Origin of the sequence: Rhizobium sp. AN5, from assembly GCF_900215255.1 — a bacterium.
In the GTDB taxonomy this organism is placed as follows: Bacteria; Pseudomonadota; Alphaproteobacteria; order Rhizobiales; family Rhizobiaceae; genus Agrobacterium; species Agrobacterium tumefaciens.
On sequence record NZ_OCMJ01000003.1, the window covers coordinates 1,148,401 to 1,159,778 of the forward strand.

12 protein-coding genes are annotated in these 11,378 nt (G+C 57.3%); 5 read left to right on the plus strand and 7 right to left on the minus strand.

Annotated features, from left to right (window positions below):
* Window positions 1–5 precede the first annotated feature (5 nt).
* The 3 genes from CRP02_RS08695 to CRP02_RS08705 form a co-directional block, all read right to left on the minus strand.
* On the minus strand, window positions 6–797 hold the full coding sequence (locus CRP02_RS08695; RefSeq protein ID WP_097170831.1) for a glycoside hydrolase family 16 protein: 792 nt from the start codon (window positions 795–797) through the stop codon (window positions 6–8).
* 4 nt (window positions 798–801) lie between these two features.
* The gene (locus CRP02_RS08700; protein WP_097171302.1) at window positions 802–1,950 is read right to left on the minus strand and encodes an acyltransferase family protein; all 1,149 of its coding nucleotides are present in this window, start codon (window positions 1,948–1,950) and stop codon (window positions 802–804) included.
* 371 nt (window positions 1,951–2,321) lie between these two features.
* Window positions 2,322–3,800 (minus strand): lipopolysaccharide biosynthesis protein, encoded by a 1,479-nt coding sequence (locus tag CRP02_RS08705; RefSeq protein ID WP_097170832.1) that lies wholly within the window; start codon window positions 3,798–3,800, stop codon window positions 2,322–2,324.
* Between the two features lie 119 nt (window positions 3,801–3,919).
* Here CRP02_RS08705 and CRP02_RS08710 point away from each other — a divergent pair, with 119 nt between their 5' ends.
* Together CRP02_RS08710 and CRP02_RS08715 are read left to right on the plus strand one after the other, a co-directional pair.
* Window positions 3,920–4,885, plus strand: a complete 966-nt coding sequence (locus CRP02_RS08710; RefSeq protein ID WP_097170833.1) for a glycosyltransferase family 2 protein — start codon at window positions 3,920–3,922, stop codon at window positions 4,883–4,885.
* Between the two features lie 51 nt (window positions 4,886–4,936).
* Entirely contained in the window at window positions 4,937–5,890 is a 954-nt protein-coding gene (locus tag CRP02_RS08715; protein ID WP_097170834.1) for a polysaccharide pyruvyl transferase family protein, read from the plus strand.
* 196 nt (window positions 5,891–6,086) lie between these two features.
* Here CRP02_RS08715 and CRP02_RS08720 read toward each other — a convergent pair whose 3' ends face one another.
* Both CRP02_RS08720 and CRP02_RS08725 read right to left on the minus strand, forming a co-directional pair.
* On the minus strand, window positions 6,087–7,076 hold the full coding sequence (locus CRP02_RS08720) for a glycosyltransferase family 2 protein (protein ID WP_097170835.1): 990 nt from the start codon (window positions 7,074–7,076) through the stop codon (window positions 6,087–6,089).
* Between the two features lie 110 nt (window positions 7,077–7,186).
* Window positions 7,187–7,465 (minus strand): exopolysaccharide production repressor protein, encoded by a 279-nt coding sequence (locus CRP02_RS08725; RefSeq protein WP_097099725.1) that lies wholly within the window; start codon window positions 7,463–7,465, stop codon window positions 7,187–7,189.
* A 338-nt stretch (window positions 7,466–7,803) separates the two neighbouring features.
* Here CRP02_RS08725 and CRP02_RS08730 point away from each other — a divergent pair, with 338 nt between their 5' ends.
* Entirely contained in the window at window positions 7,804–8,070 is a 267-nt protein-coding gene (locus CRP02_RS08730; RefSeq protein ID WP_004431768.1) for a DUF6074 family protein, read from the plus strand.
* Window positions 8,071–8,143: 73 nt separating this feature from the next.
* Here CRP02_RS08730 and CRP02_RS08735 read toward each other — a convergent pair whose 3' ends face one another.
* Both CRP02_RS08735 and rpsU read right to left on the minus strand, forming a co-directional pair.
* Window positions 8,144–9,040, minus strand: coding sequence for a tetratricopeptide repeat protein (locus CRP02_RS08735; RefSeq protein ID WP_004431770.1), 897 nt, complete (start codon window positions 9,038–9,040; stop codon window positions 8,144–8,146).
* Window positions 9,041–9,161: 121 nt separating this feature from the next.
* Window positions 9,162–9,389, minus strand: coding sequence for a 30S ribosomal protein S21 (gene rpsU, locus CRP02_RS08740; RefSeq protein WP_003498359.1), 228 nt, complete (start codon window positions 9,387–9,389; stop codon window positions 9,162–9,164).
* 315 nt (window positions 9,390–9,704) lie between these two features.
* Between rpsU and CRP02_RS08750 the strand changes: the two genes are divergently transcribed.
* Together CRP02_RS08750 and CRP02_RS08755 are read left to right on the plus strand one after the other, a co-directional pair.
* Window positions 9,705–10,958 carry a sarcosine oxidase subunit beta family protein gene (locus tag CRP02_RS08750; protein ID WP_004431781.1) on the plus strand — a complete coding sequence of 418 codons (1,254 nt, stop codon included), beginning with the start codon at window positions 9,705–9,707 and terminating at the stop codon, window positions 10,956–10,958.
* Complete coding sequence (locus CRP02_RS08755) at window positions 10,958–11,368, plus strand: hypothetical protein (RefSeq protein WP_179783969.1); 411 nt, start codon at window positions 10,958–10,960, stop codon at window positions 11,366–11,368. The genes CRP02_RS08750 and CRP02_RS08755 overlap by 1 nt, the downstream gene beginning before the upstream one ends.
* Window positions 11,369–11,378: the final 10 nt, after the last annotated feature.

Here is an 11,378-nt window from a genome sequence, read left to right on the forward strand (position 1 = left end):
GGCAATCAGTTAAGGGCGCAGGCGATGGATTCGGGAAACTGGCATTTGTCGCCGAGCGCCGTGAAGGCGAAGCGGTCAACAATCATCTGTGTTGCGCCGGAGTAGGAAAAGGCACCCATCCAGTCCTTCAACGTGTCGGTTCCCCACAGGCTGAAGAAAATCTTCTGGGCATTCTGCGGAATCTTGGTCTCATCCGTGACTTCGTGGACGAGCTTGCCGTTGACGTAGTAACGCAGGCGCTGAGGCTCCCACACGAAGGCGTAATCGTTGAAGCCGGCATCAGCTCCGCCTTCCACCGGCACCAGTTTCTCATTGCCGCCCTTGGCGGAAATATACTGGTTCAGCTGCACCTTGCCCGTATTCTTGCCCAGAACCTCGAAGTCGATTTCATCATGGGGCTTTTTGTCGGTCGGGCCGATATAGGTGAAGAAGGCGGAATTCAACCCGGAGCCGGTAGCGGCTTTCATCCTTGCTTCATAGGTGCCGTAGCGATAACGCCCCTTGGTCTGGATTTCACCGCAGGCGAAGTTGCGGTCGCCGGACTTTGCTTCCTCAAAACCAAGCGTCAGCTGGCCGTTTTCCACCGTCGCCAGTTTCTTCGACCAGGTGCAGTTCTGATGCGCACCGTTGTTCCAGCCGTCGGAGACGTACCAGAACGACCGGTCCATCTGATCGAAATTCTCGATGAAGGATGCACCGTTGCCTTCTTGTGCCTGGCTCGGTGTCGTGAAGGGTGTCGCCAGCAGGGCGGCGGCGAGAAGAATGCGTGTCTGAGCGCGGGTGACAAATGTTGTCATTGGTTCACCTCTGTCGTTGCGAATAAAGTGTTTCGGATGTGGGCGGGCCGATCATGGAGGGCCGTTTTGCACCGAATTCGGACGTTGTCTTGCGTTTGCCGTTCCGGCTTCCGGTCAGCACGGCATAGACGGCCGGCAGGTATTTGCGGGTCTGTGCATTGCTCACCACCAGAATGACAAAGGCGGACAGCGTGGCGATGACATAGAAGGCGGGGTAGAAATCGGGTCCGCCCTTGTTCCAGACCATCCACATGATGACGAGCAACGGATAGTGTGCGCAGAATATCCAGAAGCTGAGGCTTCCGGTTTCGGAAAGCCGCTTGCCAAGCCTGCTCCGGATCAAAAGCGCCGACGATGCCCAAAAACCGAGCGCCCCGAAAACAGCGAGCAAATTGCGCGACATGTTCAGCCAGAAGGTAAACTCCGGGCCGGTGAAATAGAGGCCGGTTGCCAGCATGGCCGCAGCGACAAAGGTCAGCGCCATGATCGGGAAGGCGTAGGGATCGAGTGCCTTGACATCGACGCGATGCAGCGCAAGCGCGATGCCCAGCGAAAAGCTGAACAGGATCGATTTCTTCTGGACGATGAAGATCGTCAGATCAGGCATGGCGGTTATGAAGAGCAGGATAGCGAGCGTCGGCAGCGCAAAGCGGCGCATGAGAAATGCAAGCACTGGCGACAGCAGGATGCAGACGAACAGGTCACGCAGGAAGTAAAGCGGCACGTTTACCGGCAGTTCTTCGAGCGCCGTTCCATGGCTGATGATTTCACGCGGGCTGGCGTTCCAGAGGTCCGGGAAATAACCCACACCAACGTCAAATAGCTGGATAAGCAAAATTGCGGCAAATAACGCGCCATTCCACAGCAGGAAGGGCAGCAGCACCGTTTTCGACTTCGAACGGATCGTCGCCGGATAATCGAACCCGCTCATGCCGCGACGAAACAGCAGATAGCCGGATATCGCGCTGAGACAGGGCACACCGATGCGAAACAGGGCGTCGCCCAGAAAAACACGCAGCCAGTCGAAGAAGCCGTAAAGGCCAAGAAAAGGGCTGGTTTCGGCATCGTGCGGCACATGGACGAACACGATTCCGGAGATCAGCAATATACGCATCAAATTGATACGGGAGGATAGGTTCTGATCGACAGTCACATCAGTCACCCCTATTGGGCGGCGTCCACCCACGCCGCGTTGCAACCAGAGCGAACTTAAGCCCGCACTCGTAAGTCTGGTTTCGACTTTAGGGTAAAATGTGGCGACGCGGGAAAAACACAAGCTTAGATATTGCGGGTGATTGTCTGGCGTTCCGGCATTCCGTGCGACTTTAAAAAATTAAGTAACTGAAAATATTTAATTTTTTCTAGATTTAAGTCGTCGCTAAAAATCGCCAAAGGAAGCGTTATTATCATTGTACGCGATATTGCATCGCAAAAAAATGGTTTTGCCATGCCGTCACGGAACACATATCCGTGACGGGTGAGACCTGTTAACGGCCGAAATGAGGCGCTTTCGGTGACGAGCCGCTAACCTTGGGTTGCGTTTTCACGCATTCGCCGCGATTTGACCATCCCGAGGATTTTTCCAAGCAGGGCGCGTTCGGTCAGCAAAATCAGCACCGCATAGATGACGCCGCCGACTGCGGCGCCAACGAGGACCTGAAGCGTTGCGCTGGGGATGCGTTCGGCAAGGATGTGAAGCAGGTAACGCACCGAAACGGCCATGACTAGCGCTGCAATCATCGGTCTGCTGCTGACATAGAGGCCGCTGAGAAAGGGTGTATCGCTTGCCTTGAACACGGCCCATGAGTAGGCAATCAGCGTCACAGCGTTGACGATGCAGAGCCAAACCATCGCGTCGATCAGGCTGCCGTAGACGGCTGCAGCCCAGACGGCAACCGTGGTGACGATGGCGCGGATCGTGGCCGACCAGAACAGCACACGCCCGTAGCCGGCACCCTTGAGATAGGGGATAAAGGTGCTGCATGGTGTCAGAATGGCTTTCGAGAGGGCAAGTAGACCGAGAACCGGCCAGGCATAGGCCCAGTTCTGCCCGAAAATCACCAGCATGGCCGGTTCGGCCACCGCCCAGAGGCCGAACATCATTGGCGCAAGCAGCACGGTCAGAACCTGCGTGCTGAACATCAGGGCATCACGCCGGCGCTGCGGATCGTCCATCATACGGCTGAAAGCGGGAAACAGCACGCCCATGACGGCCGACAGCACGACCTGATTGGGAATGCTGGCAAAACGGTTGGAGGCGGAATAGGCGCCCGCATCGGCAAGGCCGAGATGCCGCGCGATCACCACCATCGGCGACTGGAAGGTGACGAAATTGGCGATTTCCGATCCCATCAGGCCGGAGCTGAAGCCGAGAAGCGGCACCAGACGGCGCGGTTTCATGACGAAACGCGGGCAATAGCGGGAAACGGCATATAGCCCGACAAGCCTGATGAGTGCGGCGGCGAAAAGCTGGATGATGAGCGCCCACACGCCGAAGCCGAGAAGCGCCATAGCCACGGCGACAACCGCCGCGATGCTTTCAGACGCCATGCTCCACAGCGCGTCCTGGCTGAAGTTCATGCGCCGTGCAAGCAGTGAATAGGCAACATCACCCGCAAGTTGCAACGGAATGAGAAAGGCCATGATGCGCAGCAGATAGGCACTTTCCACCGCACCCAGAAGCCCGCCGAAGAACTCCGCGAAAATGTAGAGCGCGGCGGCCATGGTGCAGGAAATCGCCAGATTTGCCCAGAAAACGGTATGGATTGTATCCATATCCTCTTCTTTCTCGACGATCAGCGCCGAGGTCAGCCCCGCTCCGGCTATCATGGTCAGGAATTGTACAACCGTTAAGCCGACTGCAACCACACCAAATTCTTCCGGTGTCAGCAGTCGTGCAAGAATGGGAACGGTGACAAATTTAAGCCCGAATGTCCCTGTCTTAGACAAGACGCTCCAGCCGACATTCGTGGTGATGGTCTTTACATTTGGAGCTGGGGGCATACAAGCATCCTGTTTCTGGAGGCCGGCGGGGAGGAACGCCGGTGGGGAGTTGCCGATACCATCGGGGCCGCTTTTAGGATCGGGCCCGACACTTCTTGATCAACGCAAGGGGCGAAACAATGGCAAGATTTACTGTCGTCATTCCCTATTACCAAAAGCAGCACGGAATTCTTGGACGTGCGCTCGCATCGGTTTTTGCGCAGACTTACCAGGATTTCGATCTTGTCATCGTCGATGACGAATCGCCATATCCGATAGACAATGAGCTTGCAGAACTTTCGCAAGCGCAGAAAGAGCGGATTCTCGTCATTAAGCAGGCCAATGGCGGGCCGGGTGGTGCGCGCAATACCGGTCTCGACCACGTTCCTGCTGACAGCGATTACGTCGCATTTCTTGACTCGGACGACATCTGGACGCCCGATCATCTCCAGAATGCGGCCTTCGCGCTGAAGACATTTGGCGGCGAGTGCTATTGGGCATCCATGCAGGCAAGTGACGAATTTTATTATCATTTCGCCATTTCCGAGCTGGAAAAGAACGAGGGCGCCGCAAGGCTTTCCGAGCGGCCTCTGGTGATCGAGCTGCCGGATCTGGCGAGCGTGATGCTGCGCAACTGGAGCTTCCTGCATCTCTCCTGCATGGTCATCGGCCGCCCGCTTTTTGAAAAGATACGCTTCGATCCGGCGCTCCGGCTTGCGGCGGAAGATGTGCTGTTTTTCTGCGATTCCATCCTCGCATCCAAGCGCACGCTTCTGTGTGACGATGCCGGTGCCATGCGCGGAATGGGCGTCAATATCTTCCACAGCATCGACAATACCTCGCCGGAATTCCTGCGCCAGCAGTTCAATACCTGGGTGGCGCTCGATACGCTGGAGGGGCGATTTTCGCGGCGGCCAGACGATGTGGCCTCGATCGCTTCCTATAAAAATACGGCGCGCAAACAGGCGCTCTGGAGCCAGGCGGGCAATCTGAAACGGCGCAAGGTGCCCGAATTCGGACTGCTGCTGAAGTGGGCGATGCGCGATCCGGCACTCCTGCGAGCGGCTTTTGAGCTCGGCGCAGGCAAAATAGTGCGGACAAGATGATCGAATTCTTGCCTGCAAGAATTTATATGTTTTTCACCCAGGAGTGACTTCATGAAACCTTACCACTGGGAATCGCATCACGGAAATTTTGGCGACGATCTCAATCTGTGGCTGTGGGACTTTCTGCTGCCCGGGCTGCGGGACGTGCATGACGATGTGATGCTCGTCGGTGTCGGTACGGTTCTCAACGATACATTGTTGCCCGCAAAGCAGCGCAAGCTTGTGATCGGCAGCGGTTATGGCTACGGCGCGGTGCCGGATACAAGCACTGGATTTTGGGACATTCGCTGCGTGCGCGGCGAAAAAACCGCAGCCAAATTGGGACTTTCTCCCGAAAAGGGCATTGTCGATCCCGCCGTGATGGTGACCGAGATGCCAGAGTTCAAAGGCCTGCCGAAACTCTACAAGAAAACCTTCGTTCCCCATTGGGAATCGGCGGAATTCGGCATGTGGGAAACGGTTTGCAAACCGGCGGGACTGACCTATCTCGACCCGCGCGGCGAGGCGATGTCGGTCATCCGCGCCATCGCCCAATCTGAATTCATCGTGGCCGAATCCATGCATGGCGCCATTCTTGCCGATGCGTTCCGCGTGCCATGGGTGGCGGTGAGCACATCTCCCTCGATCAACAGTTTCAAGTGGAGCGATTGGGCAGGCACGGTCGGTGTGGAGTATCAGCCGCGTTACGTGCCAGTCTCCACCCGCGCCGAGGCGGCGAAAAAGGGGTCGCGTTTCTGGGGTATGAGCTTCCCGCCGCCGCCAGCCCCCGTCATTGCCGAGGCTGGATCCGGTCCGGCGCATGAGGGCGATGTGCTGGTGCGGCCGCAGGCAAGCCAATCCCTGTCACTGCGCAAACTGGCCAAGCAAGTGCTGGCAGCACCTTCCACGCTGGCGCTCTGGCAGGCAAGCCGTGCCGAACCGCGTCTCAGCCCGGATGGCAGGCTGGAGGAACGCAAGGAGCGTTTTTCCGCCGTTCTGGAAACGGTCAAACGCGATTATCTCTGAAGGCGGGGGGTTGCCACAGCAATTCCGGACACCGTCACCCCGGCCTGGGTCCGGGGTCAAGCGCGCTCAAGTCCTTGATCGCAAAAGACCCTCTTCATGGCGCCAGACGCGCCATGACAGGATGCCGGATCTGGTCCCGCATGACGAATGGGGGAATATCGAACTTGCCATCATTCTCGCGGCTGGACGTTTTCCCTCAGGAAACCGGCGTGCCGTCCAGCAGATAACGAATATCCCGAACCGGCGCCGGTTTGCGGAAACGGGCGGTCTTGTCGGTCCAGATGCCGCGCGTGATGGCCGGCAGGGCAGGCAGGCGTGCAAGAGCGTGGCTCAACGCGCCGCTCATCCCTTTCTGCTTTTTCGCATCGAGAAAATGGCGAAGCTCGAATTTCGCGCGGATGTGTTTTTCGTGCTCGAGCAGGATCGCCGTCTCACTGGCCGAAAGCTTGCAACTGGTGAGAATGTCCTTGTCCGCCTCGTATAAACGGCGAAGATCTTCCGTGCTGTGACGGCCGCTCAACGAATTGCCGCGGACAATCGCGCCGTAACCGCAATGACGGATGACCTTGTAACGGGCACCGGCGGCAAGCGCGCGGGTATAAAGTTCGTAGTCTTCGCCGAGACGCAGGCGCTCGTCATAACGCAACGCATGCTTGTCCAGAAAGGCGCGGCGGATCACCGGTTTCAGAAAGCCGGTTTCCCCGCGTTCCACGCCGGGTCTGGAAATATTGCCTTCCACGAACTCCGTCAGCGATAGAAACCGGGCGTGCGGTTCGAACCGGGCCGGCTGCATGGACGACGCGCCCGGAACCGATTGCTGGATGAAGGCGATATTGTCGGCCACCAGATCCCAGTCGTCGTCTTCCAGCATGGCGGCAAAACGGCCTCTGAAAAAAAAGTCGTCCGCATCGAGAATGCTGATGAGCGGTGCGGATGAAATCGCGATCGCATGGTTGCGGGCGGCCGAAGGGCCGCGATTGACGTCGAATCGCACGACCCGCAAACGGCCGGTACCGTCATCCGCCGCATGCGCGACGTCGCTGGTCGTATCGGTGGAGCCATCGTCAATCACCATGACCTCGGCGACCTCCGGCTCAACAAGGGCGGAGCGGATGGCGATATCTATCGTATCAGATGCATTTTTCGCAGCGATGATGACGCAAATGGGCTGTGAACCGCTCACCATGTGTTGTCCTTCTGCTGTGACGAACCGTCAGGATTTGGTCAGCAGAAAGTGTCAGGGGTGTGGATGCAAGTGATTTTTTTGCGGCGCAATAAAAGAATGTGTGCGAGAGGTCACATATCGGTCAGTTTCGCGCCATGTGGCGGGGCGCTGCTTACCGTGTCCGGCGTCATAATCTCTGTGCTGCGATCAAGCGCGAAGGTTTCGCGCATCCGGCGTTTTTCCCTGGCGACCAGAACCAGAAGTGCAATAAAATAACCGGTTTGCAGAATGACGGCGCAGATGAGGGTCTGGATGAATGCCGTATAGAACGACCCATGGATGAAATATGTAGCGACCGCAAAGGCAAGCAATGCACCAATCATGCTGAAAAATACACGAGGTGCATACATGGTGCTCTCCTCCCGAGAACGATTTCTCCGTTTTTGGCTGCGCTGCGGCATTTTTTTTCTTTGCAAGAATATACGATGAGACCGGTGTTGTTTCAACACACATATACTTCTTCTATCTCCCACGGCATGAAATTTCGGTAATCTTGATTGGTAAATTCCTTGGTAATCGGCGATTTGCCCGAATCGGTGTCCTCCGGCACCGCAGATTCTTGCGTCTGACAGGCTGCAGAACCCGCCCCTGCAAGGCGTTAGCGGCCTTCTCTCCCACGTAGCAGACTTCGTTAACCATCCAGCCTTTAAAAAGTCGGTATTGATTCCTCGAAGAGCAAGGTGCCCGCGTGACGACGAATTCGGAAGTAATCGCCTTTCCGGCAAAGAACCGTATTGCCAATGTAAAACGGTGCGCAACCATGCTCGACCGGCTGCATGGTGTGGAGGCGAATGATTTCTGGCGCAGGGAGTGCCGTGAACTGGCCGCCTATCTGACGGGCCTCGGCTATGAGGACGCCGCCATGCGGCGCGAGGTCATGGAGTTTCAAAATGCGGTGCAGGCTGAGTTGTGGGCGGGGGATGCGACGCCCGAGGCGCGCCGCGACAGCCATTGAGGCTTTAAACGTTTCCCATAAAAAAGCCGGCAGGTGTCGCACCGCCGGCTTTTCTGTTCGTATCTGTTTTTGATCAGGATGCGCCGGCACCGCGCGTGCGGGCAATGCCGTCGAGCGCGGGCTTATATTTCGGATCAAGCCGTGCCGCATGCGAATAGGACTTCGCGGCTTTCGCCATCTCGCCGCGGCGTTCATAGACCAGTGCCTGGTTGGCCCATGATTCTGCGACGTTGCCATCAAGCGAAATGGCGTGGTTGAAATCGGCGAAAGCGTTTTCGTCGTCGTTCAGCGCGACATAGGAAAGGCCGCGGCCGTTATAGGGTTCCGGCGAGGTTGAGGACAGCGAGATGGCCTTGGAGAAGTCCTCGATGGCCTGGGCATGTTGGTTGCGCAGCTGGTAGATCAGGCCACGATTGTGCCATGCGCGGCCATCGGTGGTTTCGAGTTCGATGGCGCGGGAGAAGTCGTTGAAAGCTTCGTTGACGCGGCCGGACTGGCGGTAAAGATTGCCACGGCCGATCAGGGCTACGTCATAGCTCGCATTGATCTGCAAAGCGGCGTTGTAATCCTGCAAGGCCTGCTGCTGCTGGCCGGAATTGCGATACACGAGCGCGCGGTTGGCATAGGCCTGATAAAAGCGCGGGTTCAGTTGCAGCGCCTTGTTGAAATCCTCGATGGCGCGGCGCGAATCGCCGGCGCGGCCGTAAGCCGAGCCACGGACGTTATAGCCTTCCGGATCCTGCGGATTGGCGTTGATGACAGAGGTGAGCGAGGCAATGTTTTCCTGCGAGCCCTGGGCACGGTCGATCCTGAAGACATCGTCAGTCTGGTTTGACGTAGCGCAGCCGGAAAGACCGGCAAGGACGGTACAGACGACAAGGGAAACACGGAATCTCTTGTTGTTTTTCAGGAGCACCCGGCGCGTGGAGGCATCGGAGTTTTTCACAACACAGGCATCAACAGCGGTCATTCGGTGGGGGTTCCCTCGCAGGCCGGTCTCAAGATCATTCTCCGGCCACAAACACAAAGAGCGGCGGCGAATTGATCGCCCCCGCCCAACAAGCATTCAAAAACGTCCAAAAGACGGCCTATTAACGGCCTGCGCGCGGAGCTGCAACCAGACCTTCGCGCTGTGCGCGCTTGCGTGCCAGCTTGCGAACGCGACGAACAGCTTCAGCCTTTTCGCGGGCGCGCTTCTGGGAAGGCTTTTCGTAATAATCGCGCATTTTCATTTCACGGAAAATGCCTTCGCGCTGCATCTTTTTCTTGAGAGCGCGAAGCGCCTGATCAACGTTATTGTCGCGGACTAGTACCTGCACGTGAAACCCGTTCCTTTTGTTTGGTTGTCTTGCTGTGAGAATAAAGGCATTCGCACGCAAATAAAATCGTTCGTTCGGCCGTCGAGCCTAGCGATTGGTGACGTGCAATATCAGAACATTTGCAGCAAGTCCATACGGTACCGCATATTCAACAGCCAAAATCCAGCTATCCCGGCATTCTGCCTGCAATGTCGAAACAAAAGCATTGCGGCGTCGCAAAATGGATATTGCCTCGGATGCCGATTTGCCATGTGTATAATATGTGCCGGAGCTATGCTTTCGGCTTCTGGCCGGTTCTTGAGGAGCAGACTGCGAATGCGCAAATATTCCGTTTTTGCCGTGGCGCGCGAGGCGTTGCGGGGTCATAAGGGGTGGGATGCGCAATGGGCGTCGCCCGAGCCGCGCAAGGAATATGACGTTATCATCATCGGTGGCGGCGGCCACGGTCTTGGGGCCGCCTATTATCTTGCCAAGGAACACGGCATTACCAATATAGCGGTGCTGGAAAAGGGCTGGCTCGGCGGCGGCAATACCGGCCGTAACACCACCATCATCCGCTCCAATTATCTCTATGAAGAGAGCATGGATATCTACGAGCATTCCCTGAAATTGTGGGAAGGCCTGAGCCAGGATCTCAATTACAACGTCATGTATTCGGCGCGCGGCGTCATGATGCTGTCGCACAATATTCACGACCAGCAGTCCTTCAAGCGCCATATCAATGCCAACCGTCTCTATGGCATCGACAATGAATGGCTGACGCCGGAACAGGCCAAGGCCTATTGCCCGCCGCTCGAAATTTCCGGCAATGCGCGTTATCCGATCAACGGTGCTGCCCTCCAGCGGCGCGGCGGCACGGCGCGTCACGATGCGGTGGCCTGGGGATATGCGCGTGCGGCTTCCGATCGCGGCGTGCACATCATCCAGAATTGCGAAGTCACGGCCATTCGCCGTGGACCTGATGGCGCGGTCACGGGCGTTGAGACCAATCGCGGTTTCATTGGCGCAAAGAAAATCGGCGTTTCCGCCGCCGGCCACTCCTCCGTTCTGATGAAAATGGCGGATGTGCGTGTGCCTCTGCATTCCAACCCGTTGCAGGCGCTGGTATCAGAGCCGCTGAAGCCGATCTTCCCCTGTGTCGTCATGTCCAATACGGTGCATGCCTATATCTCCCAGTCGGACAAGGGCGAGCTGGTCATCGGTGCTGGCACCGACCAGTATAATTCCTACTCCCAGACCGGTGGCCTGCAGATCATCACGCATACGCTTGACGCCATCTGCGAGCTGTTCCCGATTTTCCGTCGCGTCAAGATGATGCGCCAATGGGGCGGCATTACCGACAATACACCCGATCGCTCCGCCATTCAGAGTGTGACGCCGGTGCCAAATCTCTTTGTCAATTGCGGCTGGGGCACAGGTGGTTTCAAGGCGACACCGGGTTCGGCCAATCTGTTTGCGCATCTCATCGCGCGCGGCGAACCGCACCGTCTGGCGGCGGGGCTAACGCTCGATCGTTTCCGCACCGGACGCCTCATCGACGAGGCCGCTGCCGCCGCCGTGGCGCACTGATGCTGGCGGCGGTTATGCTTTCGGCAAACATGGGTGTTGCGGCGGCGGTCGTGCCGGCGGGCAATCTCATCCCCGAGATGGGGGATTTTCGTAGCCAGAAAATCCAGAGAATGCAGGGTGAACGCGACTGGCCTTTCGTGGCTGAAAAAGGCCTTTTGCTCTGCGCGCCGAGTCTCGCGGACAAGCTGGTCTATTTCGTCGGTGAGAAGGAAAATGGCGAGCAAGACGAACCCTTCGCGATCGACACCGACATGATGGCGGTTGCCATCATCAATATGGGTCGGGCCTCGGCGCTGAAACCATTCGATAATTTCGAGCAGCTCTTGAAGCGGCTTTCCCCCTTCGTTGCGATGGGAAAGCGGCTGTGTGACCAACCCGCCGGAAGCGTCCTTCCGGAAAGTTCTCTTTGAAGGTGGAGCC